This window comes from Methanoculleus sp. SDB (assembly GCA_001412355.1).
Lineage (GTDB): Archaea > Halobacteriota > Methanomicrobia > Methanomicrobiales > Methanomicrobiaceae > LKUD01.
In genome coordinates this window covers 37,704-60,564 of record LKUD01000031.1, presented here as the reverse complement: position 1 = coordinate 60,564, position 22,861 = coordinate 37,704, and the positions used below count along the sequence as shown (strand labels likewise).

Below are 22,861 nucleotides of genomic sequence, written 5' to 3'. Positions count from 1 at the left end.
GGGTGGAATTCCCCGTCATAATTTAAAAACCTGATTACAGGAGCGTGTATGTCGTGGTTCGCTGGCGCAGCTCCCGCCCGATATCCGCGGCAATCCGTTGCATAGCATCAGGATCAAGGTAATCAGCCTCGTCCGCTCCGGCATCGACGGAGACCGCATCACAGAACATCGTGCCGCCGAGATCGTCCCCCCCGGCACACAGGCCGAGTTGTGCCATCTTGATGCCGACTTTCCCCCACGAGATCTGGATATGATCGAAATTATCGAGAAAGAGGCGTGAAACCGCAAACAGGAGAAGATCCTCGCGGCCGGTTGCCCCCGCCGGTGCCAGCCCGTCGCGGTACAGCGCCGTATTCTGGTGAAGGTAGGAAAGAGGCACGAGTTCGGTGAATCCACCGGTCTCATCCTGGATCTGCCGGAGGAGCGAGAGATGAGCGATACGATCTTCCGGCTGCTCGGCCGAGCCGTACATGATGGTCGCCGTCGATTGGATTCCTAATCCATGAGCCGCCCGGATCACCGAAGCCCACGTCGCCGTATCGACCTTTCGCGGACAGATGATCTCCCGGACGGAATCGACGAGGATCTCGGCGCCGGTGCCCTGCAGGGTGCCGAGACCCGCCGCCCGGAGACGTTCCAGTGCCTCCTCTATCGACACGCCGCTCTTCTTCGCCGCCCATGTCACTTCATCCGGGCTTGCCGTGTGGATATCGGCGGAGGGGATGACATCACGCACCCAGCCAATCATTTCCTCGTAGGTTTCGAGGGTGAAGTCGGGGTGCACTCCCGAGAGCATGCAGATCTCGGTGACTCCCCTTTCCCGTGCAAGGGCTGCCTGCGCCCGGATCTCGTCTTCTCCGTAGAGAAACGTTCCTTCGGCTCCTTTGGGCCTGCCAAAGCCGCAGAAGCCGCAGACGTTCTTGCAGATGTTTGTTACGTGGAGATTCTGGTTCCTGACATAGCTGACGATGTTTCCTACCTTCTGTTCCCTGATTTCATCAGCCGCTGCCGCAATATCCCAGATGCGGCGATCCCGCACCTTCATCAGCCGGACCGCTTCGTCCGCGGTGAGGCGGTGCCCGGCACGCACATCGTCGAGTAACTGGCGCATCACTGTCATTTCCGTTTCCCCTTCTTAACGGCCCCCTGTTTTTTTGGCTCGCCGTCACCGCCGCGACGGCTGAGGAGTTCGTGAAGAACGACCAGGATCAGGATCAGGGCTGCAAAGGGAATGATATTGAGAGGCAGATATCCGATAAGCGGAACGGCGAACAGGGCCTTGCCGATCACCCACTCTTTCTTCACGGGCTGAATCGTTCCGATTCCCGGATAATACGTGTTCTGGTCAATCCCCAGGTTGTTATCACCCTTGGTGATATACCCGGCACTCCCGGTCCCGTCCACGTAGCCGATTGCGCGGTGGATGATGGGGTGGACCCGGGTATCCCCGTTCGGGCGGTAGATGATGACGTCGCCGTACGGCATTGCACCCTGCCGGTCGGGATAGGTGGCAAAAGGTGCATATCCCGACTGTTCCCCTTCCGCCCACGTCTGCAGCGTACCGAACCGGTCCGGCGCTACGACGAAGACGAGGTCCCCCACCTGCATATTCGGAACCATGCTCTCCGACTCGATGGCCACGACCGCGGGCCACGTGCCGCTTACAAGAAAAAGAAGGAGGGCTATCGCACCCACCACGGCCAGAACCCAGGCGATATCCCGGGCAAGCATGACTGCCGGGTGTGTGCTCTCCCGGATCCGCCGCACGATCCCGGGAAGCGATCCCGGTCCCGAAATACCCGCCATATCTTCAGGTTGGAGTCCGTCACCCATATACTCTGCCATTCCCGCCATCTCCGCGGGCCGGGAACACAATCTAAAATGCTATACCGGCGCCGCTCCAACCTCACTACAATGCTCGGAGACCGGGAGATCGTCCGCCGTTTTCTTGACACAAACCTGCAGGTGCACCCCGACGTGGTGAAGTACCTGAAGGATCAGCAAAACCCGGGTCTCATCGATGAGATAATCGCAGGCGTCCCCGCCCATACGATCGTCGTCGGGCCGCGTCACGTGCCGGGCTGGAAGACCGAAAAGGACGGGACGCGGTTTCTCGGGGATCCGTATGTGGAAATCATCTCCGGCAATGCGGTCCCGAACGGAAAAGGCGTTGAGTTTTTGGATTTCAACCACTATTTCCGTGACCGCTATTCGAGGCTTTCCACCATTCTCAGAAACAGGGTTTCAGCAATGCCCATCGAGGCGCTTACGAAAAACAGCCGGTACAGGCAGGAGGACACCGCGATCATCGGGATGGTCGCAGGGGTCCGGACGACGGCCAGGGGGCACAGGATGGCGACCCTTGAGGACGCTACGGGGACGATCAATGTCCTGTTCAACCGTGATCGCGAGATCTTTGCCGAGGCGGAAAAGATCATACCGGACGAGGTGATCGGCATCAACGGCACCCTCTCCTCAGACGGCACCCTCTTCTTTGCCGAGACACTTGTGCGCCCCGACATCCCGATGAATAATGCGCCTTTTAAAAGTGACCGTCCGGGGAGAGCTGTCCTGATCTCAGACGTGCACGTGGGAAGCGATACCTTCCTTGCCGAAGCATGGGACCGGTTCTCCTCGTGGCTTTCCACCGCGAACGTCCAGTATCTCCTCATCGCAGGCGATATCGTGGACGGCATCGGCATATATCCGGGACAGGAGCAGGAACTCACGATCCCGAATATCTACGATCAGTACGATGCTTTCGCGGAGATGCTCCGGCGCCTCCCGTCCCACCTGCAGATCATCGTCTCTCCGGGGAATCACGATGTTGTCCGCGGATCGGAACCCCAGCCGGCGCTTCCGGCCGCATTTACCGCGAAATTTCCGGACAACGTAATACAGGTCGAGAATCCGGCCCTGGTCGGCGTGCAGGGGGTCAGGGTGCTGATGTACCACGGCCGCTCCTACGACGACCTCATCTCCATGATACCCGGCGCATCGTATACCGATCCGGCGGCGATGATGGAGGAGATGCTTCGTCGCCGGCACCTTGCCTGCACCTACGGGATGCGGACTCCCATAATGGCCGCGAAGAAGGATCGTCTCCTCATTGATCCGGTGCCCGAGATCCTCCATACGGGCCACGTCCATATCTGTGGCATCCGGCGATACAGAAACGTCCTGTGCGTAAACTCAGGAACATGGCAGGCACAGACGAAATTCCAGAAGCAGATGAATATCACGCCGACGCCGGCACGGGCAACGGTGGTCGATCTCCAGACGCTGGATGTCGAGATTTTCGATTTCAACGCATAAATACAGTATTTTTTACACTGCCGGGCCTGCTATCCGGGGCCCGCCCATACCCGGCAGCCGGCGGTGCGGTTCTTTTAAAATGCGCGTTCTTTTTAATGGTGAACTCACATTGTTAGAGTACGTTTGCGCTCTGTTTCGTGCGTGTGAGCAGAGCAAACGGAGGATAGAAGCCATATGGATTTGTTAATTTACCTGGCACCGATCTGTGCCCTTTTCGGCCTTCTTTTCGCGGGATATTCCTTTATTAGAGTCCGCAAAGAGGGCGAAGGCACCGATCTCATGAAGAAGATCACCGCCGCCATCCATACCGGTGCGATGGTCTACCTGAATCGTCAGTACCGTGCCATCGCCGTGTTCGTGGTCGTGCTTGCCATCATCATTGCGGTGATCCTGCCCAACGGCATACTCACCGCGGCCTGTTTTGTATTCGGTGCGGTCCTTTCCGCAACCGCGGGCTATATCGGGATGTTTACAGCCACATCCGCGAACGGCAGGACGACAAACGCCGCACGACGGGGCATTGCCGAGGCATTTGAAGTCTCGTTCGCGAGCGGCACCGTGATGGGGATGTCTGTCGTGGGTCTCGGCCTCTTCGGACTTTCTATCGCTTTTATCGCCCTTTCCAGCCTGCTTCCGGGCATGGAGCAGGGAACCGTCGTCAACATCCTCGCCGGATTTTCCCTCGGTGCATCCTCGATTGCACTCTTCGCACGTGTCGGCGGCGGTATCTTCACGAAGGCCGCAGATGTCGGGGCTGATCTCGTGGGGAAGGTTGAGGCCGGCATTCCCGAGGACGACCCCCGCAATCCCGCCGTGATTGCCGACAATGTCGGTGACAACGTGGGCGACATTGCCGGTATGGGAGCCGACCTTTACGAATCCTACGTCGGATCCATCATCGCAACGATGCTTCTCGGCGCGGCAACCGCCGCAACCGTATTCCCGAACGTGCCCATGATGAATGTCATACTGGTGCCGGTAACCATCGCGGCGCTCGGTATCGTCTCCTCCATCATCGGGTCCTTCTTCGTCCGGACGAACAAGACGGAGCAGAGCGCCATTCACATGGCATTTAACAAGGGGCTCCTAATTGCGCTGGGTCTTGTCATTCTCGCAACGTACGGCGTGACGAATATGCTGCTGGGAGAATACGGCTTCGGCGTATTCGTGGCAACCGTCGGCGGCCTGATCGCCGGATTCCTTATCGGTCAGATTACCGAATATTACACCTCCTACGAACGTTCCCCCACGCTCACGATCGCGAAGGCCTGTGAAACCGGGGCCGGAACCAATATCATCACCGGGTTTGCGAAGGGCATGGAATCCACGCTCTTCCCCACAATCGTCATCGGCATCGCGATCTTCCTTGCCCACCAGTTCGCAGGACTCTATGGTATTGCACTTGCCGCGGTCGGCATGCTTGCAACGCTCGGCATCTCGCTTGCCGTCGATGCATACGGGCCGGTGGCTGACAACGCGGGGGGGATCGCAGAGATGTCCCACCAGGAAGCCGGTGTCAGGAAGATCACCGACACCCTCGATGCGGTCGGCAACACCACCGCAGCCATCGGCAAGGGCTTTGCCATCGGATCCGCCGCGCTCACCGCCCTCGCCCTCTTCTCAGCCTATGCACAGGCCGTAAACCTCCAGACAATCAACATCCTCGACACCCCCGTCTTCATCGGCGTGCTGGTCGGTGCCATGCTGCCGTTCCTCTTCTCGTCGCTGACGATGATGGCGGTCGGCAAGGCGGCATACCAGATTGTCATTGAAGTGCGCCGCCAGTTCAAAGAGATTCCCGGCCTGATGGAAGGCACGGCAGAAGCCGATTACGAGTCATGTATCGCGATCTCCACCAACTCGGCACTCAGAGAGATGATCGCACCGGGCATCATCGCCATCGCGGCGCCGCTGATCATCGGACTCCTGCTCGGGCCCGGTGCACTGGGCGGTCTGCTTGCGGGATCGCTTGCCGCCGGGTTTATGATTGCCATCACTATGGCCAATGCCGGCGGTGCGTGGGACAACGCAAAGAAGTACATCGAGCTCGGCAACTTTGGCGGCAAGGGCTCGGATGCACACAAGGCGGGCGTTACCGGTGATACGGTCGGCGACCCCTTCAAGGACACATCCGGCCCCGCGATCAACATCCTCCTGAAGCTGATGTCGATCGTCGCCGTGGTCTTTGCCCCCCTCTTCCTGTAACCCACTCTTTTTTTCGGATACGCGGACATCCCGGCAGTATCCATCAGATTCATTGGTACGCACCGCCTACAGGGATATATGACCGGAACACGCGGCTATTTCAGGAACGGCATCTGGGTCGAGGAGACCGAATCGAAACAGGAGAAGACGGCGGAGAGCGCCGGTGCGGGAGAGGCGGAGCCTGTCATCGACAATCTTGTCGATGAAGCAAGGAATTCGGTCAACAAGGCGATCAGCGACATCGCGTCCCTGTCAAAAACGCTCTTCGGGACGGAGGAGGGGAGGGCGCATCTCGGCCGGAAGGCACGGGACGCCGGAGAACGGCTCGAGACTGCCATCGAAGAGATCGCAGAGGCCGTCGAAGAGATGGCACAGGACGTAAAGAAGAGAGTGAAAAAATAATTCGGGTGATCCCCGAATCACCTCCATTCCTGAATATATATTTCGTTGCGGATGCATCTTTATACCAGACATACCTATGATCTCCGCGAGGAACGATGCAGGAAAGCAGTGATTTTTTCCTCTCCGACGCTTTTGCGAGGGAGACGGGAATCGAACTTCTGGCCGTCTCGCCCGGGAGGGCACGGGTGAAGATGGCGATCACGGAGCGGCATAAGAACAGCCACGGCACGGTCCACGGGGGGGCTATCTTCACCCTTGCGGACACGGCATTCGCAGCTGCTTCCAACTCGCACGGGATTCCCGCGGCCGCTATCAATGCCACCATTTCATACATACAGGCCGCCCGGTCGGGCATCCTCTACGCCGATGCAACGGAATTTTCCAGAAATCCGAAACTTGCCGTCTATGATGTCCGGGTGACCGACGAAAACGGGGGAAATATCGCCCTCTTTCAGGGCATGGTATACAGGAAAACCCCGCGCCAGTGAGTGGTGCACACCCGGGGGCCGGCACAGCTATCCCCTCCCTTTCGGACACCTGCCGGAGATGCGGAGCGGAATCTGCCACTTTTTGCCGCTTTCTTTTAATGTACGACAGTATTGCCGTTCTGTAACATCCCAGCGATAGGCACCATCGCATGGCATATTATTTTCACTTCACGGGATTTCTTTCTCGATTGAATATATATGCACCATGGCAGCATCACCCGGAGGCATTTCCTGATCATTGCTGCTGCACTTCTGTTCGTTCTCTGCATGTTCGATGTCGCCACGTCGTACATCAATATCAGTGCCGGGGGAATCGAGCTGAACCCGTTTATGGCTCCGTACACCGGAAAGATTGCTGATTTCACGATTATCAAGTGCATCTATATCGCAGGTGTCGTCGCGGTCGGATCCGGTATGATGGCATGGCTCCCTGATCTGCCGATCGGTGAGGTGTGGGTCGGCACTCACGTTACACTCCATGCCTGCGTTGTCGGTCACAACCTCAGTATTGTCGCCCATTACGGCCTTTTGGGACTGTAGGAGTCGGTCCCGCCGAAGGAGGGGCCGGGAAGCCCGAACAACAGTTCCCTACACTCCTTCCATCTGCTTTGCGGGGCAGAAATTGCAGATCGAAAACGGCACCTCCTCCTCCTTGTCGCGAATCGGGCAGAGGTACTCCCGCCCCCGCTTCTCCACGACAAAGCCTCCGGGAAACGGGGTGCCGACCGGGTGGCCGGGCTCGTCGAGCACGAACATTGCAAACCCGGCAAGGAGGTAATAGAAGAGGGATCGGACAGGGTCGCCGAAATAGAAGTCGGTGCCCGAGGAATCGGTATCGCCGAAGCACCCTTCCGGCACCATCCTGAGATACCCGAGGAACGTCTCCCTGTCGGTGATCGGTGCCGTCCTCCGTGCGAGAGCGCCGGAGCGGTGCATGGAGAGAAGGCGGTGGTAGGTGCCGAAGAGCTGCTTCTCGAAATACGGTCTGACCTTCTCGCGGTACGGGGAGGGGAGCCTGTCGGTCTCCCGTTTCATATTTCCGCCGATTACCTGCAGATCATACATGGAGTACCGGATGATCTCCGCGGCGATTGCCTCGCCGAGAGCCGCCTGCGTGTTCACAGCACTCATCCGGCGGACGGCCTCCTCAATCAGCCGGTATTGCTGCGCTGCCGTATCGGGAGAATTTTCCCTGATCCCCTGATCCGTCATGGTTTTCGTGCCACCGGGCGAAGAATCCCGCCGCACTGAGAGTATTTGAAAAGAATGGTGCATTAGATTTTCTCTCCCTTTCGGGGAGCGGACTGCCTTTCCCCGCATGCACTCCCCCGGGGACATCCTTTTTAGCACCCGTTCCCCACTATGAAAGGGAGACGAATTGCACATGCACACGCTCGTCCTGCTACGCCATGGCGAAAGCATCTGGAACAAGGAGAACCGGTTTACCGGATGGACTGACATTGATCTCTCGGAAAAGGGCATCGGGGAGGCACATGCCGCAGGCAGGATGCTCCGGGAGGAGGGATACCTATTCGACGTCGCCTACACCTCGGTCCTGAAACGGGCAATCAGGACCCTCTGGATCACCCTTGATGAGATGGATTTGATGTGGATACCGGTATACCGGAGCTGGCGGCTCAACGAACGACATTACGGGGCGCTGCAGGGACTTAACAAGGCCGTAACTGCGGCACGGTACGGGGATGAGCAGGTCTTTATCTGGCGCAGGAGTTACACTATCCCGCCACCGCCTCTCGATCCGGCCGATCCCAGATCGCCGGCATCCGATCGCCGGTATGCAGGATTCGCACCGGAGGAGGTGCCGCTCACCGAGTGCCTGAAGGATACCGTTTCCCGGTTCCTCCCCTACTGGGAATCGGAGATCGCCCCGGCTATCCGTTCAGGAAAACGGGTGATCATCGCTGCGCACGGCAACAGCCTCCGTGCTCTCGTCAAGCATCTCGATTCCATTTCAGACGATGATATTCCGCACATGAACATCCCGACCGGCATGCCTCTCGTGTACGAGCTTGACGACGACCTCCGGCCTATCCGCCATTACTATCTTGGTGACGAAGAGGCGGTGAAGGCGGCAATGGATGCCATCGCGAAACAGGGTAAATCACAGTAAGACAGCCAATATTCCCGTGTAATCCGGGATTTCCCCTTTTTTATATCAATCCGGCGACAAGGCCGGTTCCGAGCACCACCATCAGGATGCCGCCCGCTCCCCGCAGAATGCGGGCATGTGCATCCCTCCACCCGGATACGGCGTCGATTCGGGAGATACCAAGGGAAATTCCGAGCGTCACCGCAGCCATGGGCAGGATGAAGATCAGATTGTAGAGGAGGAGCGCGAGGGCAGCGTGCAGAGTGTCACCGGTTCCGATGAGACCGCCTGCGATGAGATAGGGCCCCATCGTACAGGGAAGAAGGAAGAGAGAGACCGCTGCTCCCGCAGCACAGGCACCCGGCACCGAACCCGCGCCCTCGGCACATCGCGCCACCAGTGAGCGGATCCGCCCCGGAAGGGCCGCAAGCATTCCGCCGGTACCGGGTACGGCCGCGGCCCGGAGATATACGAACCCGAGAAGCACCGCGCCTGCGCCAAGTACTGCCGGGAGCACCGGCCTGAGCGGTGATGTGCCTGACAGCAGCGAAAAACCTGCTACTATGACGGCACCATACAGGAGATAGACGAGAAAGACGGTTCCCACGAAAGCCATACCCGCCCGGAACACAGAAAGCGGATTCTCAGGATTCCGGGCAACGATCGCCGTGAGGATCACCGCCAGCACCGAGAGTGCGCAGGGGTTTATCGCATCGACAATCGCAAGGGCGGCGATTGCGGAGAGGGGAGGGGTATCCGTCACCGGCGCCGCTCCGGACGACTCCTCCGGCGTGGGAAAAGGGATTCCTGCAGCAGGGGACGGAGCGTCCGGCCCGTTCCACAGGTAGATCCAGGAGCCGAGTGTCACCGCATGGGCAAACGTCACCGATGATCCGGCAACCGCAAGGGGAACGGGTGCTGTTTCGCTGTAAACGGCCCCATCCAGCCCTGCAGCCGGATCGGACGTGGCGAGAAGGCGTCGAAGCATTTCGCCGTCCCCTCCCGTTCCGATCCGCATGAGTGCACGATCCCCACGCCAGATTGTCGGCCTGCCATCAAGATCCGTGAAAACGATACGATCAAACCGGAATGCAGCGCCACGGGAGCCGGGATTTTCCTGAAGCCGGGAAAGCTTATCCCGTCCGTCCCCGAGGATCGCGCTTTTTCCTAAAAACCAGTCCTCAGGTGAGACCACGAGCAGCGGAGTACCGGGTGGAATGCCATAACTCCGGGTGAACGCGTCCTGCACCACCGCATTCTCAGGATGATTCTGTGTCTCATACTCGATAAGGATGAGATCGGGAAATTCGGTGAGCCATTCCCCGAAAACAACGGGGTCAACCTGCGCACAGTTGCTGCATCCCACTCCGCTGAAATAGAACGCAACAAACGGGTTTTCCTGTGCGTCCGCCGCCGCTCCGGTGCAGGCAGCCGGAATGAACGCGGCAGCGATGAGGAGAGCGGGGAGAAGAAGGGCGATCCGGTGTTTCATGGATGATAATGCAGTTTCCCTGCATACCTAAAAAATCTATGATTATTTCCCGGAAAGAATGTCGTCCGTGAATCCGGGATGCCGGGAAACAGCTGTCGTGGCGTCCGGAAAGCGGTCGGAGGAGACGGCACCGATCACCGCCGCGAAATATCCGCCATGTGCCCTGCCCGATTTCCGGACATGCTGCGCGCGTTCACCCTTCCCCCGGCTCCCCGGACACGACACCTGTGTCAGGAAATGACTTCCGCTTTTGTGATACGTACTTCCTTGCGGGGACGATCGTTCCGGTCGGTCGCGGTGCTGCCGATCGCATCCACGACATCCATTCCCCCGACGACGATCCCGAAGACGGGGTGTTTGGACGGGGTGCTCGGATTATCCCAGTCGAGGAAGGTGTTGTCCACCAGGTTGATGAAAAACTGGCTCCCGCCGCTGTTCGGGCGTCCGGTGTTTGCCATGGAGAGGGTCCCGCGACGGTTCGAACGCCCCCTGACAAACTCGTCCTGAATCGTATACCCGGGGCCACCCGTGCCTGTGCCCTGCGGGCAGCCCGCCTGGATCATGAAACCTTTAATGACGCGGTGAAATACAATTCCGTCATAAAATCCTTCTTTCACCAGTTTCACAAAATTGCCCGCTGTAATCGGCATATCGGAAAACAGTTCGATAATAATATCCCCGCTGGTCGTGTGAAGTACGACCTTTTTCGGTTCTCGCGTTTCTGCCATAGTCATAACTCCGCTCTAAGCATTTCACGTGGTTCCTACTTAACGGATACGGCCCCGGACTGCTTGGCGGAACATCCGGAAAGACGACCCGGCATGCAGCCGAAAAAAGCAAGTAACCGGAAAACCGGTTATAATTCGCCGAGGTTTTCCAGAAACATCCGGTGAAGGCGAATATCGGGTGTCAGTTCCGGATGGAAGGAGAGCGCCATGTGACGCCCTTCTCTGATCGCCACAATCCCCGCATCGAATGCCGCGAGCGGCTCCGCAGCGCCCCCTGTCGCCGTTGCGACAGGTGCCCTGATGAAAACGGCGTGATAGGGGTCTTTTAGGCCCTTCACCGGAATTATTGCCTCGAATGATTCGCGCTGCCGACCGAATGCATTCCGTGCCACCTCCATGTCCATGAGACCGAGCGGCCGGACCCGTACATCATCAACGGTACGGGCAAGCAGGACCATACCGGCACAGGTCGCGAATATTCCGCCATCAAAGTTCTCAATCGGGCTCCGCATGGCATTCTTGTCAATGAGCCGCGAGATGGTCGTCGACTCCCCACCCGGAATGGCAAGCGCGTCAAGGGGCGGGATCTCCTCTGCATGGCGTACCGCGACAACCCGCCCGGTGCCGTCGCCCATGGAGGCAAGTGTCCGGCGGAATGCCGAGATATGCTCGCTGACATCCCCCTGAAGCGAGAGAACGCCGATCCTAACGCCCACGGAACCGGAGCACCTCGTCCTCTTTCAGCGTGTGCACGTCGATTCCTTTCATCGGATCGCCGAGCCCGCGACTGACTTCGGCAAGAACCGCGGGATTTTCGAAATTATTCACCGCTTCGACGATTGCCCGCGCAGTCTTCACCGGGTTTTCCGAGAGAAAGATGCCCGATCCGACGAATACGCCATCGGCACCGAGCTGCATCATAAGTGCCGCATCCGCGGGTGTCGCAATGCCGCCTGCGGAGAAGTTCACCACCGGCAGGCGGCCGCGTTCCGCAGTCTCCCTGACAAGCTCGAACGGCGCTTCGATCTCACGGGCGCGTGCGGCACGCTCTGCATCATTCATGCCCTGCAGCTCGCGGATTTCGCCCATGATCGCATGCATATGGCGAACCGCCTCAACCACATTACCGGTGCCTGCTTCCCCCTTTGTTCGGATCATCGCCGCTCCCTCGGCAATTCTCCTGAGCGCTTCGCCGAGATTCCGAGCGCCGCACACGAACGGAACGGTAAATCCGGTCTTCACGATATGGTACTCCTCGTCGGCAGGAGTCAGCACCTCGCTCTCGTCGATCATATCGACTCCGATATTCTCGAGAATCTGCGCTTCGACAAAATGCCCGATCCGCACCTTCCCCATGACAGGAATGGAGACCGCATCGATGATCTCATGCACGATTTCGGGATCGGCCATACGCGCCACACCTCCGGCTTTCCTGATATCCGCAGGCACCCTCTCAAGCGACATGACGGCTACCGCACCGGCCTCCTCGGCGATGCGGGCCTGCTCGGCGTTGACCACATCCATAATCACACCTCCTTTCTGCATGGAGGCAAATCCCCGTTTAATCAGTTCAGTCCCGAACCGAAGGTCTTCCAGTTTCATTGTCATTCACTATAGAGCAGGGAGGGCAATAAATACAAGGGTAACGGAAAAAAGCACGGCGGCACAGAGGGTTGCAGCCCGAACCGCCCCAACGATTTCGGGTCCGCCCTCGGTAAGGCTCCGCTCGGCCTCGCCCATAGTATAATATCTCGGTTTTTCAAACCTGACTCCCGCACCCCCCGCAATCGCCGCCATGGGAATACCACCGTTGATTCCCGGACGCCGGTGTGCATCAGAAGCAAGCGTCCGGAGCGCCGGCCTGAACCGCCCCCGCATCGCGAAATACAGGAGAAGAAGCAGGCCGGTGATCCGGGCGGGAATATAATTGAGAATATCGTCGGAGCGGGCCGGAAACCACCCGATACTTCGGCGGTGATCGGTATACCCGAGCATCGCGTCCATGGTATTCACCGCTCTGTACACCGCAGCGCCGGGAAGCCCGAACAGCGTGAAATAAAAGAGGGGTGCAATGATGGAGTCGACGCAATTCTCAGCCATCGATTCATAGGCAGCAGAGAGCACCCCCTCTCCCCCGAGAGCGGACGTGTCACGGGAAACGAGCAGCCGCACCTCATCACGGCCGCTCTTCCCGTCCCGCGCCACCGCCTCTTCCACCGCGGCGACATGCTCCTCGAGGCATCGCCACGCCAGACAGAGTTTGAGCAGCACCGGAGCCCCGATAAGATAGAGGGGCACCGGCGCAAAGAGATCAAAAAAGAGGAACGGGGCGGCGAACAGCCCCGCCGTGAGGAGAGTGCCCAGGACACCTGCCACGCGCTGAAGCCCGGGGCGATACAGGCCGGGTCGCCCCCACCATCCGATCAGCCGCCCAAGATAGGCAGTCGGGTGCAGGGTGTTTCGCGGGTCGCCTGCAAGCCGGTCGAGGAACAGCGCGGCCCAGAGGACTAGCGCCGGGAATACCATGCGAAGTAGACCCCGGAGAGCAGGACGATGAAAGTGAGGTGGGAGAGGAGCGTCTCCCCCGTGGTAAGCCAGCCGGCATACGCAATGGTGCCAATGGCGACAAGAAGGAGGAGGAGCCACGGAAACGGCGCTGTGCTCACAGGGGGTCGCAGAGGCTCCACGTCGGGTGCCTGCTGCTGATGTTCGGAATACTTCTTCACAAGCACCCTGAACTGGGATCGCTTCGTCCCGTACCCCGTGATGATCCCGATATCGAAGAATCCGGCATAGGCATCCTCGCGCGTAGCTATTCGAAAGTCAAGGATATCGCGGACGTAAAGGTTTTCATGGTAAAAATCGGTGAACATTCCGGCATTCGAAGAGGTGAGTGTTACATGCACCGGGCTTCCGTCATTGATGAGCCGGACTAACAGGCTGGATCCCGCCTCGACTTCAACCTGGGGAGGGGTCTCAATCGAATTGATGCCTCTTCTGTTCAGATGAATTTCACAGATATCCATGGATTTTTAACAGTTCTCTCCCGTTCGCGGAAGGAGATCGGGTATTCCTTCCCGGATGGGATACTCAACGCCGCATTTTCTGCACCAGAGCCCTCCTTCAAGGATTTCGTCCTCGGTACTCTCACGTGTCAGCTCTCTGACAATCCGGAGTTCCAGATCTCCCTTGCAGACTGGGCAGCAGAGAATATCAACCGTTGACTTTTTCATATATCATCCCTTAGATCGATGATCTGGGAGATATCGGGACCGGTGGAGATCAGCGTTACCGGAACCCCGATATCGTTTTCTGCGCTTTTTATGAAATCCCGTGCCTTCTTTGAAAGCTGGTCGTACGACGTGGCACCGAAACAGTCCATATCGATATGGTCAATTCCCGTGATGGCAACCTGGGTGGCGCCGTTCACCATCGCCGAATATTTTGCCATCGCTGCGTCCCATACGCCGATACGCCGTTCCCGGTGCGTCACCGTCCCGAATTCCTCGATCCCGAGGCGGTGCGACTCTTCGCGGCTCATTTCCGTACCAAAAGGCCCTTCGCCGACGCGGGTCGGGTATGCCTTGAAGACCGTGATGACTTCATCAATCTTCGTCGGTCCCACGCCGTTATCTGCCGCAATCTGCGAGGCCGAGGTATCCTTGCTGGTCACGTACGGATAGGTGCCGAAGTAGAGCGAGATACCGAACCCCTGCGTGCCTTCGAGGAGGACAAACTCTCCCGAATCAAGGGAAGTGTTGATATCAAGGGAGACGTCGGTGAGATAGCCGCGAAGTTCGGGCAGGTCCTTCGCCTGCCGTGCGGTGCGCATTACCCGATCGACGTTGGCAGGCCCGCACCCGCTTCCTGTCGAACCGATGGTCTTTGCAAGGTGGGAATCGCCCTTGTCACGGGCGATATGCTCTTCCTCAATGATACTGCACCGGCCGTCTACGAAGATGCGATCGCGTACTCCGAGAAGCTCAACTTCCTGAAAAAACACCCGCGGATCAACCAGTACCCCGCTCCCGATACACAACCGGGCATTCTCATAAACGAAGCCGGACGGGATCATCCGGACACCATACTCTCTTTCCCCGACCTTTACCGTGTGCCCCGCATTCGGGCCGACCCCGCCCCGGGAAATGATAGAGGGGTGATCCTTATGGGCAATATGGGCAACAACCTTCCCCTTTCCCTCATCACCAAAAAATCCGCCGACGATGACTGTACAACTCATTGTTCTCTCAAGTAGGATGGGGTGATTCTCCGGTATAAACATTGACATCTCCCCGCCGTGCAGCATGAGGGGGCGATATGCCCCGGATCCACAGGGTGCTGTCCGGACAGGAAGCGGCTGACGTGAGATGATTGGGTGCAGGGTTCTTCGGATCGGGGAATTCAGATGTTCCAGTGGAAATAAAGGGGTCGATCCCCCCCCGGGGATCACCGGGATCGAAAAAACGGATCAGAACTGTGGTGAAGATATGGTAGATCACTCAGGCAATTCCTGAATATACCCCTGCAGTATCCTGTTTGCAGGACGTACCGGAAATAAAAAAATACTGCTTTTACCCTACGTGGTTTCCCCCCGGTACTGTGGATATTCAGGCGGAAAAACTTCAGCTCCGGGTGAGTCATTACGGGGGGAGAGAGAATATTTTTTCTCTATCTCCAGTGGAAATAAAGGGGTTGTCGGTATTTTGTGTGGGACAAATGAAAAAAAAGACGTGCAAAAAGTCGCCGAAGGAAAGGTACTCCCGTCAGAGTGTGGAGAGAAATGTCTCGATCCGGTCCAGTGCGCTGACGAGATTCTCCCGGGACGTGGCGTAGCTGCACCGCATATGACCGCTTCCGGAAGCACCGAACACACTCCCCGGTACGGCGGCGACATGCTGCTCCGTGAGAAGACGTTCGGCGAATTCCTCATCGGAGAGTCCGGTCATCCCGACCGAGGGAAAGGCGTAGAATGCCCCCTTGGGCATATGACAGGGAAGGCCGATGCGATTGAGGCCGCGAATAAAGAGGTTCCGCCGCATCTTGTATTCACTGATCATCTCGTCACGTGCGCGGTCGCCGTGACGCAGCGCTTCCCGCGCAGCCACCTGCCCCATCACCGGTGCACAGAGCATGACGTACTGGTGAATTTTAAGTGCCGCGTCGGTGAGAGCTTCGGGAGCACAGAGGTACCCCACACGCCAGCCGGTCATTGCATAGGCTTTGGAGAATCCGTTGATGGTAATCGTTCTCTCCCGGAGGTCGCCCACCGTGGCCGCCGCCACATGCTGTGCCTCGTAACTCAGTTCCGCGTAGATCTCGTCACTGATCAGGATCAGGTCATGATCGGTGATGATATCGGCAATCGCCCGGAGTGACGCTGCATCCATCACGCCGCCGGTAGGATTGTTCGGGAAGTTGATCATGACAGCCTTGCTCCGGGACGAAACTGCCTCGAGAAGCGCATCCGCGGTAAGGCGGAACGCATCCTGCTCGCGACAGGGAACCGGAACCGGGTGTCCTCCGGCGAGCATGACGTTCGGTGCATACGCGACGTAACACGGCTCCGCCACAAGCACCTCGTCCCCGGGATCCACAATGGCCCGGACAGCGATGTCGAGCGCCTCGGACGCTCCGCTCGTGATGATTATCTCGTTTTTGGGATTGTAGGTGAGGTGAAACCTCCGGTCAAGATAGCGGGTGACCTCCTCGCAGAGCGCAGGCATGCCGCGGTTGGAGGTGTAAGAGGTTGTACCCTGCTCAATGGAGTAAATGCTCGACTCGCAGATATTCCACGGCGTGGCAAAATCGGGTTCGCCCACACCGAGCGATATTACGTCCTCCATGTCCTGGATCAGATCAAAAAACTTTCTGATACCGGATGGGGGAATCTCACGCGCCTTCCGCGACACACGATCTGTCATGGCACACCCTTAAAAGGAGAGAGGCAGCCGCTCCCCCTTCTCTGTTTCGTAAAAAATATGACCGTTTTCCTTGTACGTCTTCATGATGAGGACCGTTGCGGTTTCGCGGATATGATCCATCGGTGCGATCTGTTCCGCAACAAATCGTGCGACTTCGTGAATGGTCCTGCCAATCACGAGCAGCTCCAGGTCATAAATACCGGAGACAAGGCGGACCGACCTGACCTGCCTGAACCGTGCTATCCGCTCTGCAACCTTGTCATAACCGAAATCACGCTCCGGACTCACCTTGAGCTCGATAATTGCCGCTACTTCTCCATCGCCGGCCTTCTCCCAGTCGATGACCGTGGTATATTGCCGGATGATTCCGGCTTCTTCCATCAGGCGTATCCGCTCATTGACGTCCTGTTCTTCGAGATCGACCAGTTCGGCAATCTCCCGGGAGGGCATCCTGCTGTTCTGGTCGAGGAGCGTGAGGAGCATCCGATCCTTTTCGTCCATGTCATCACCTGAATAATGCCTTTATGCGGTGGGTGTCGATTGTTTTCAATCTTTGGTCGTTGAGGCGTTCGTCCTTGAGGAGCGTGTCCCAGATTTTTTCCGTACCGGCGCTGAACCACATCTCCTTTGTCCGGCCGTACCGCCCGCGGCTTACAACACGTGCATTTATCACGCCCAGCATATTCAGCTCCGAGATCAGGTCGGTAATCCGGCGGTGCGTCAGCACATCAAGATCCAGCAGACGGGCCACATCACGGTACACCTGCGCCACCTCTCCGGTGGTGAAGATCTCGTTATGGGTTTTATAAAGAAGAACCATCGAATAAAGTACTGCCTTGCTCTGGGTGGGAAGGGTGGAGACACATTCGATGAGGCTGTCGGTCTCGATCTTCTGTTGCGCCATCTTGACATGACGCTCCATCACCTGCTGCTCGTTTTCCCGTTCTGCCAGTTCTCCCGAGACACGAAGCAGATCCAGCGCCCTTCGGGCATCCCCGTGTTCCTGCGCCGCAAGTGCCGAACAGAGGGGGATTACCCCCTCCCCGAGCGCACCATCAATAAAGGCCATATCGGCACGCTGCTGAAGAATATCACAGAGTTGCATAGCGTTATAGGGCGGAAAGACAAGCTCCTCTTCCGAAAGTGAAGAGAGGACGCGCGGATCGAGGAAGTTCGTAAAGAGCAGGTCGTTTGAGATCCCGATCATGGAGAGCTTTGAATTCTTCAAATCCGAATTGATCCGGGTGAGGTTATACAGGGTTTCATCCCCGCTCTTTTTTACGAGTTTGTCGATTTCGTCCAGTATTATGATATGCACCCCACCCAGTGCGTCGAGCTGGTTTTTCAGTTCCATGTAAACCTGGTCCGTCGGCCACCCCGTCATCGGGATGCTTATTCGCGGACGATCACTGGCGTACGAGTCAGCTTCATCGATGCTGTTCGCTATCTGGGCAAGAACCCGGTACTGCGTATCGATTACCTCGCAGTTCAGGTGTATGACATGGACCGGTGTTCCTGTTTCGACGCTTGCGTTCTCTAGTTCGGCTCCGACATACCGTGCCGATGCGGTCTTACCGGTGCCGGTCTTCCCATAGATCAGGATATTTGAGGGGGTTTCGTTGCGGAGAGCCGGTGCGATGATGGCAGCAATGCTGTCGATCTGAGGTCTCCGGTGGGGGAGAATGTGCGGCCGGTAGGAGTGGCGGAGCACCTCGCGATTTTTAAATATATTATTATTATCGAGATATTTCCTGAATAACCCCATAGAATGGTTTTCATGATCAGTCATGTATCACCCACCGGCATCCGCCTGAGAGGTGAACCTATTGTAGTCGGTACGTAATAAATGATCTTTTCTATCTGGAAGACCCCTTTGTTTCCACTCGAATTAAACAGAAGACTAAAGTGCGGACACAGGTTCCTGAAGGAGGAGAGGAGAAAGATATGGGAGTGAATTGCAATCAGAGAGGAAGGAGAAGACCCCGCCCCCTTTGTTTCGTCTGGAAAGATGAGAAGAACAGGCGGAGCTGTAGCTTCACCTGATGAGAATATCCTGTTGTAATGTTCTCTCTGCACTGGTATATTAAGTAATTGAAATTGATCGGTACTCTCCCTCTTCAATTCTTTCTCATCGACTTTCGTCTCCGTCTCAGCCGGCCTGAGCGGCGGAACTTCCGGCAGGGAGTGCCGGATGGCATCTCCCGGGACCGGTGAAAACCCGGAAGAGCGAGCCCCCACGCAAGTCTTGCTCAGGAAAGCACCTGCCGTGTTCGTGACACCGTACCGGATTGACCGAAGGCCCGTGTCGGGATTGTGGCGGTTACCGGAAATTCTCCCGGCGCTGATCGTCCCGATGCACCCGACAGCGCAGACTATCGCCGGCAGCACCGGGCTGAACGCCGATGCCATCCCGGTATTCCCATCCCGTCTTCCGCTCTTCGTCTGCTGCGTCGCCACGGTAAAGCCCGTGCGGATACATGCCGGCACAGCACCACTCCCGAATTTTCGGATGCCGGGGTCCGCCGTGGCAGGTCTCCAGGTCTCCAGTGGAAACAAAGGGGTCCCGCCATACTCACCTCTCTTATATTCATGATCATTTGAGTCCGGATTTCCTTCTCCCACATCGTTCCTGTCTTATGGACATCTCCCCTTTTCGGTTCTTTCTCCAGTGGAAATAAAGGGGTCCGGCATAGTTAGTACTCTCATTTAACCGGCTTTTCCTGGCCTTTTATTTACGTTATTTCCAATTCAGGCTAATATTTGGCTTTTCCCCATTGAAGTTACCGCGGTTCTTCCTTTTTACGGCTCATCGGGGTCGCTTCCTGCAGATCTTCGTTACGTCCCCGGATGTTCTTCCCAAGATTTAATGGGGTTTCCGTACACACGATTCGATCTGATGGATCCATCGCATATTCAGGATATCACAATACACGGTGCAGTCGTTACCGTTTCGACGTCCCGGACCGAGGATGAGGACCGGAGCGGTGCAGTGATCCGGCACCTGCTTTCCGGCGCCGGCATTTCAGTCGTGCATTATGCCCTCGTTCCCGACGAGATACCCGTTATCAGGCAAGCGGTGCTGGACGCGCTCGAACATGCGAATCTTGTCATCGTCAACGGGGGAACCGGTCTTACGCATGATGACTGCACGATCGAGGCGGTCGTCCCGCTTCTCGAAAAGACAATGGACGGTTTCGGCGAACTGTTCCGCCTGAAGAGTTACGAGGAGATTGGAACACGTGCCCTGCTCTCACGGGCAATCGGGGGAGTAACCGGTGGAAAAGCTGTCTTTTGCGTCCCGGGTTCCACGGGAGCGGTCACCCTCGCCACCAGCACTCTCATCATCCCCGAGATACGCCATATCCTCACCCATGCTTCCCGGTAGGCAGGCATCGCCGTCGGGGCGGTTACCGGTATACATCGAGAAGGGCAACACGCTCTTCCACGAGCTCTTTGAGACGGGCATGCCCCGTGACTGCCAGTTCCGCATCGGTAATCCCGAAGAGCCGGCACAGGACGTCCTGCTTTTCCGGAGAGGTCCGCTCCCAGTCTTCGTCGACAAACCGTACATGCACGGCGAGAGCGGATTGTGCGTCATCGGATGCCGGGCAGAGGACGATGTAGCATCTGTTATACCCTGCGTGAATACCGAAAGCCGACGCTTCCTGGCATTGCCTGCTTCCGGCTGCGTACAGGAGCGCTTCCATCTCGAACGAATTGGATATTGCATTTCCCGATGACCAGGAGCGCCATGCGTGATGAATGGCTGCTCGCACGTGCCCCGTACCTGCCATGGAGTCCGCATTAAAGCAGACGATCCGTGTTCTGGTATGATCCGCAATATCACGAAGCGTTTCCAGAAATATTTCCGGGCTCTCAATCGCCCATACTGCCTGCAGGATACGGTACGTCGTTGTCATCCTCCCTCACCCCCTTCAAACTGGAACAGGGTGGACTGAATACCCGTATCCTGTTCTTCCGTTCCATCGGGCTCATCTTCGCTGTCCGCCGGGTGCGGTGCACGATCCCCGGTCCGGGAGAGGGCCTGCTCTGCAATGCCGCGCCCGATGATTGCCGCGACAGCGTCGAGACCGGCCCGGCGCATCTCATCGGGCGTGGTGATGTTATTATTAAACAGCCGGCGTGCACGCACGCGCCCGATGCCTTTCAGTGCCACGAGTGGCAGCAGTTCGCGTTTGATGCCGTGCTTCACGCGCATCTCCAGTTCACGCACCGGGTCCGCATATGCCGGCTCCGTCATTGCGGCGAGCCTTCCCGCCGCATGTATGAGCCAGGACACACCGTCGACGACATTGTAGATGTCACCGGGCCCAACGCCGTACCGCTCGCAGATGGCGGTATCTCCGACCTCGGCGATCCAGTCGAAGAGCAGCATCGCGGTTTTCAGACTCTGGAAGTACTGTTCACCGTCCTCGTAGGTAAACTCCGTCCAGAGCTCCTCCTCGTGGTCGAAATAGAATTTCTCAAGGACAGGAACGTCTGATTTGCGCACGAAAAGGGTATACATGTCCGGCGTCCGGCAGAGGAGCTGCAGGAGACCGATGTCAGTGAAATCCTTCATCTCGCGGAGGGCCCCGGTGATCATCCCGGCGCTCCTCGGATCGATATAGAGGCGGGAGACGAGCGTGCCGTATCTGCTTGCCGCAAGCACCCCGCCGGTCTCGTCGGTCATCCCGGCGTCGGTGAGGAACCTGAGGGAACGGTTGACAATTGCGGTGAGGTGGCGGTGCTTCTTTTTCTGGTGAATGTAAAACGTCTGCTCCATAAAGTCGACCAGATCCTCACGCGAACGGGTGAACCCGGTTGCGATCAGGGAGAGGATGTGTGTGTGAAGGGTATCCGTATGTGCAACGCGCGATGTCACGTCTTCGGGCGGCGCCTCGATGAAGGATTGAAAGAGTTCGTCAACCGCCTCCTCGCGGCCTGCCATCAGGACCGCCTCCCCGTAGGGATCGAGGTGAGGGCGCCCCGCCCTTCCGGCCATCTGCCGGTATTCACGGACCGGAATGGGCACCATCCCCTGCCCTCCCTGAAACCTCAGGTAATCCCTGATGATGACACGCCGTGCGGGAAGATTGATACCCGCGGCAAGAGTCGGGGTGGAGGATATTATCCTGATGTTCCCTTCCCTGAACCCTTTTTCGACGGCAGCCCGCTGCGTCCGCGTGAGGCCGGCATGATGGAAGGCTGCCCCGTTTCGGACACAGAGCGCAAGTACCTTTCCCATATCGGTCTCGGCCGCGGCTTCAAGAATGCGGGCAATAGCGTCAAGCTCGGGGCTCGCGGCAGGAATTGTCTGCGCCGCCCGTTTCGCAAATGCCTCGGCATTCCTGCGGGAGCTGACAAAGACCAGACACTGCCCCCCCTCCTCGATCGTATCGGCGCAGAGGTTGATGTCGTCGTGTTTTGATATGGCGGGAACCTCTCTCGTCCCGTCGGCAAAGGTGATTGCTTTCCGGTAGTATACGCCCTCTTTCAGTGCCACCGGCCGCCAGGAGGAGGTGAGAACTGCCGCATTAAGCCATCCCCCGAGTATCTCGGGATTGCCGATCGTAGCCGAGAGCGCGATTATCTGCATATCGGGATTCTGGAACCGGAGCTTCGTGATGACCATCTCAAGCGTCGGGCCCCGGTCGTCGGAATCGATAAGGTGCACCTCGTCGATAACGAGCAGCGTGATCCCGGCCAGCCAGTGGGCATGGTTCCTCAGGAGCGAATCGACTTTTTCGCTTGTGGCGATGATAATGTCATTCCTGCCGAGGAATTCGTCCCGCCTGTCAAAATCACCCGTGGAAATGCCGACCGAGACTCCCTTCCCCGAAAATTCCTCGTATTTTTCACTGGCGAGAGCCTTGAGGGGGACGATATAGAGGCATCTCCCACCTCCGGCAATCTGGTGATGCATCGCGAGCTCGGCGACGAGTGTCTTTCCGCTTGCCGTGGGAATGGCAATGAGCAGGTTTGCGGCGGAAAAGAGCCCCGCTTCCACGCATTCGGCCTGCGGCGGATAGAGTGTCCGGATACCCCGCCTCTCGTACTCTGCAATCAATGCGGGCGGTATCGGAAGATCCGCGATATTCACGCCTGACCCCCTTTTTTCCGCTCGAAATCACAGTATTTGCGCCTGTCGGTCCTTTGCCCTCTTCCCGGGCTTTTTGGATTGCAGTGGAAACAGTCCC

25 protein-coding genes are annotated in these 22,861 nt (G+C 57.7%); 7 read left to right on the top strand and 18 right to left on the bottom strand.

What is annotated here, in order from left to right:
• Positions 1-34: 34 nt before the first annotated feature.
• A complete protein-coding gene (gene cofH / locus APR53_08875; GenBank protein KQC05074.1) occupies positions 35-1,120 on the bottom strand; it encodes an FO synthase subunit 2 in 1,086 nt (361 codons plus the stop codon).
• Positions 1,117-1,806 carry a phosphohydrolase gene (locus tag APR53_08870; protein KQC05089.1) on the bottom strand — a complete coding sequence of 230 codons (690 nt, stop codon included), beginning with the start codon at positions 1,804-1,806 and terminating at the stop codon, positions 1,117-1,119. The genes cofH and APR53_08870 overlap by 4 nt, the downstream gene beginning before the upstream one ends.
• Positions 1,807-1,914: 108 nt before the next feature.
• On the opposite strand from APR53_08870, the gene APR53_08865 reads away from it, so the two are divergent.
• The 5 genes from APR53_08865 to APR53_08845 all read left to right on the top strand — a co-directional run bounded on the left by APR53_08865 (position 1,915) and on the right by APR53_08845 (position 6,950).
• Complete coding sequence (locus APR53_08865) at positions 1,915-3,315, top strand: DNA polymerase II (GenBank protein ID KQC05073.1); 1,401 nt, start codon at positions 1,915-1,917, stop codon at positions 3,313-3,315.
• Between the two features lie 174 nt (positions 3,316-3,489).
• Entirely contained in the window at positions 3,490-5,520 is a 2,031-nt protein-coding gene (locus APR53_08860; protein ID KQC05072.1) for a potassium transporter, read from the top strand.
• A 78-nt stretch (positions 5,521-5,598) separates the two neighbouring features.
• On the top strand, positions 5,599-5,922 hold the full coding sequence (locus APR53_08855; GenBank protein ID KQC05071.1) for a hypothetical protein: 324 nt from the start codon (positions 5,599-5,601) through the stop codon (positions 5,920-5,922).
• A gap of 95 nt (positions 5,923-6,017) precedes the next feature.
• Positions 6,018-6,410 (top strand): phenylacetic acid degradation protein, encoded by a 393-nt coding sequence (locus APR53_08850; protein ID KQC05070.1) that lies wholly within the window; start codon positions 6,018-6,020, stop codon positions 6,408-6,410.
• 198 nt (positions 6,411-6,608) lie between these two features.
• Positions 6,609-6,950, top strand: coding sequence for a hypothetical protein (locus tag APR53_08845; GenBank protein KQC05069.1), 342 nt, complete (start codon positions 6,609-6,611; stop codon positions 6,948-6,950).
• Positions 6,951-6,998: 48 nt separating this feature from the next.
• Here APR53_08845 and APR53_08840 read toward each other — a convergent pair whose 3' ends face one another.
• Entirely contained in the window at positions 6,999-7,622 is a 624-nt protein-coding gene (locus APR53_08840; protein ID KQC05068.1) for a hypothetical protein, read from the bottom strand.
• A gap of 172 nt (positions 7,623-7,794) precedes the next feature.
• Here APR53_08840 and gpmA point away from each other — a divergent pair, with 172 nt between their 5' ends.
• Positions 7,795-8,541, top strand: a complete 747-nt coding sequence (gpmA, locus tag APR53_08835; GenBank protein ID KQC05067.1) for a phosphoglyceromutase — start codon at positions 7,795-7,797, stop codon at positions 8,539-8,541.
• A 40-nt stretch (positions 8,542-8,581) separates the two neighbouring features.
• Here the strand turns inward: gpmA and APR53_08830 are convergent, their stop codons facing one another.
• From APR53_08830 to APR53_08770, 13 genes are all read right to left on the bottom strand, one after another.
• Complete coding sequence (locus APR53_08830; protein ID KQC05066.1) at positions 8,582-10,012, bottom strand: hypothetical protein; 1,431 nt, start codon at positions 10,010-10,012, stop codon at positions 8,582-8,584.
• A gap of 42 nt (positions 10,013-10,054) precedes the next feature.
• Positions 10,055-10,237, bottom strand: coding sequence for a hypothetical protein (locus APR53_08825; GenBank protein ID KQC05065.1), 183 nt, complete (start codon positions 10,235-10,237; stop codon positions 10,055-10,057).
• A gap of 5 nt (positions 10,238-10,242) precedes the next feature.
• The gene (locus APR53_08820; protein KQC05064.1) at positions 10,243-10,740 is read right to left on the bottom strand and encodes a peptidylprolyl isomerase; all 498 of its coding nucleotides are present in this window, start codon (positions 10,738-10,740) and stop codon (positions 10,243-10,245) included.
• Between the two features lie 128 nt (positions 10,741-10,868).
• Positions 10,869-11,456, bottom strand: a complete 588-nt coding sequence (locus tag APR53_08815; GenBank protein ID KQC05063.1) for a glutamine amidotransferase — start codon at positions 11,454-11,456, stop codon at positions 10,869-10,871.
• Complete coding sequence (locus tag APR53_08810) at positions 11,446-12,342, bottom strand: pyridoxal biosynthesis protein (protein ID KQC05088.1); 897 nt, start codon at positions 12,340-12,342, stop codon at positions 11,446-11,448. Before APR53_08810 ends, APR53_08815 begins: the two co-directional genes overlap by 11 nt.
• Before the next feature lie 9 nt (positions 12,343-12,351).
• Complete coding sequence (locus APR53_08805; protein ID KQC05062.1) at positions 12,352-13,266, bottom strand: cobalamin biosynthesis protein CobD; 915 nt, start codon at positions 13,264-13,266, stop codon at positions 12,352-12,354.
• Positions 13,248-13,766 carry a hypothetical protein gene (locus APR53_08800; GenBank protein ID KQC05061.1) on the bottom strand — a complete coding sequence of 173 codons (519 nt, stop codon included), beginning with the start codon at positions 13,764-13,766 and terminating at the stop codon, positions 13,248-13,250. Before APR53_08800 ends, APR53_08805 begins: the two co-directional genes overlap by 19 nt.
• Positions 13,767-13,772: 6 nt before the next feature.
• On the bottom strand, positions 13,773-13,973 hold the full coding sequence (locus tag APR53_08795; GenBank protein ID KQC05060.1) for a hypothetical protein: 201 nt from the start codon (positions 13,971-13,973) through the stop codon (positions 13,773-13,775).
• Positions 13,970-15,022, bottom strand: a complete 1,053-nt coding sequence (locus APR53_08790; GenBank protein KQC05087.1) for an adenylosuccinate synthetase — start codon at positions 15,020-15,022, stop codon at positions 13,970-13,972. Before APR53_08790 ends, APR53_08795 begins: the two co-directional genes overlap by 4 nt.
• A 481-nt stretch (positions 15,023-15,503) precedes the next feature.
• On the bottom strand, positions 15,504-16,661 hold the full coding sequence (locus APR53_08785; GenBank protein KQC05059.1) for an aromatic amino acid aminotransferase: 1,158 nt from the start codon (positions 16,659-16,661) through the stop codon (positions 15,504-15,506).
• A gap of 9 nt (positions 16,662-16,670) precedes the next feature.
• On the bottom strand, positions 16,671-17,162 hold the full coding sequence (locus tag APR53_08780; protein KQC05058.1) for an AsnC family transcriptional regulator: 492 nt from the start codon (positions 17,160-17,162) through the stop codon (positions 16,671-16,673).
• 4 nt (positions 17,163-17,166) lie between these two features.
• Complete coding sequence (locus APR53_08775; protein ID KQC05057.1) at positions 17,167-18,450, bottom strand: cell division control protein Cdc6; 1,284 nt, start codon at positions 18,448-18,450, stop codon at positions 17,167-17,169.
• On the bottom strand, positions 18,447-19,283 hold the full coding sequence (locus APR53_08770) for a hypothetical protein (GenBank protein KQC05056.1): 837 nt from the start codon (positions 19,281-19,283) through the stop codon (positions 18,447-18,449). The genes APR53_08775 and APR53_08770 overlap by 4 nt, the downstream gene beginning before the upstream one ends.
• Positions 19,284-19,557: 274 nt before the next feature.
• On the opposite strand from APR53_08770, the gene APR53_08765 reads away from it, so the two are divergent.
• Positions 19,558-20,046, top strand: coding sequence for a molybdenum cofactor biosynthesis protein B (locus tag APR53_08765; GenBank protein KQC05086.1), 489 nt, complete (start codon positions 19,558-19,560; stop codon positions 20,044-20,046).
• A 22-nt stretch (positions 20,047-20,068) separates the two neighbouring features.
• Here the strand turns inward: APR53_08765 and APR53_08760 are convergent, their stop codons facing one another.
• Both APR53_08760 and APR53_08755 read right to left on the bottom strand, forming a co-directional pair.
• Positions 20,069-20,581 (bottom strand): hypothetical protein, encoded by a 513-nt coding sequence (locus APR53_08760; GenBank protein KQC05055.1) that lies wholly within the window; start codon positions 20,579-20,581, stop codon positions 20,069-20,071.
• Entirely contained in the window at positions 20,578-22,764 is a 2,187-nt protein-coding gene (locus APR53_08755) for an extensin (protein KQC05054.1), read from the bottom strand. The genes APR53_08760 and APR53_08755 overlap by 4 nt, the downstream gene beginning before the upstream one ends.
• Positions 22,765-22,861 lie beyond the last annotated feature (97 nt).

Coding starts and splice junctions, on each gene's coding strand:
- cofH (KQC05074.1), bottom strand. CDS start 1,120: ATGACAGTGATGCGCCAGTTACTCGACGATGTGCGTGCCGGGCACCGC.
- APR53_08870 (KQC05089.1), bottom strand. CDS start 1,806: ATGGCGGGTATTTCGGGACCGGGATCGCTTCCCGGGATCGTGCGGCGG.
- APR53_08865 (KQC05073.1), top strand. CDS start 1,915: ATGCTCGGAGACCGGGAGATCGTCCGCCGTTTTCTTGACACAAACCTG.
- APR53_08860 (KQC05072.1), top strand. CDS start 3,490: ATGGATTTGTTAATTTACCTGGCACCGATCTGTGCCCTTTTCGGCCTT.
- APR53_08855 (KQC05071.1), top strand. CDS start 5,599: ATGACCGGAACACGCGGCTATTTCAGGAACGGCATCTGGGTCGAGGAG.
- APR53_08850 (KQC05070.1), top strand. CDS start 6,018: ATGCAGGAAAGCAGTGATTTTTTCCTCTCCGACGCTTTTGCGAGGGAG.
- APR53_08845 (KQC05069.1), top strand. CDS start 6,609: ATGCACCATGGCAGCATCACCCGGAGGCATTTCCTGATCATTGCTGCT.
- APR53_08840 (KQC05068.1), bottom strand. CDS start 7,622: ATGACGGATCAGGGGATCAGGGAAAATTCTCCCGATACGGCAGCGCAG.
- gpmA (KQC05067.1), top strand. CDS start 7,795: ATGCACACGCTCGTCCTGCTACGCCATGGCGAAAGCATCTGGAACAAG.
- APR53_08830 (KQC05066.1), bottom strand. CDS start 10,012: ATGAAACACCGGATCGCCCTTCTTCTCCCCGCTCTCCTCATCGCTGCC.
- APR53_08820 (KQC05064.1), bottom strand. CDS start 10,740: ATGGCAGAAACGCGAGAACCGAAAAAGGTCGTACTTCACACGACCAGC.
- APR53_08810 (KQC05088.1), bottom strand. CDS start 12,342: ATGAAACTGGAAGACCTTCGGTTCGGGACTGAACTGATTAAACGGGGA.
- APR53_08805 (KQC05062.1), bottom strand. CDS start 13,266: ATGGTATTCCCGGCGCTAGTCCTCTGGGCCGCGCTGTTCCTCGACCGG.
- APR53_08800 (KQC05061.1), bottom strand. CDS start 13,766: ATGGATATCTGTGAAATTCATCTGAACAGAAGAGGCATCAATTCGATT.
- APR53_08795 (KQC05060.1), bottom strand. CDS start 13,973: ATGAAAAAGTCAACGGTTGATATTCTCTGCTGCCCAGTCTGCAAGGGA.
- APR53_08790 (KQC05087.1), bottom strand. CDS start 15,022: ATGTTTATACCGGAGAATCACCCCATCCTACTTGAGAGAACAATGAGT.
- APR53_08785 (KQC05059.1), bottom strand. CDS start 16,661: ATGACAGATCGTGTGTCGCGGAAGGCGCGTGAGATTCCCCCATCCGGT.
- APR53_08780 (KQC05058.1), bottom strand. CDS start 17,162: ATGGACGAAAAGGATCGGATGCTCCTCACGCTCCTCGACCAGAACAGC.
- APR53_08775 (KQC05057.1), bottom strand. CDS start 18,450: ATGACTGATCATGAAAACCATTCTATGGGGTTATTCAGGAAATATCTC.
- APR53_08765 (KQC05086.1), top strand. CDS start 19,558: ATGGATCCATCGCATATTCAGGATATCACAATACACGGTGCAGTCGTT.
- APR53_08760 (KQC05055.1), bottom strand. CDS start 20,581: ATGACAACGACGTACCGTATCCTGCAGGCAGTATGGGCGATTGAGAGC.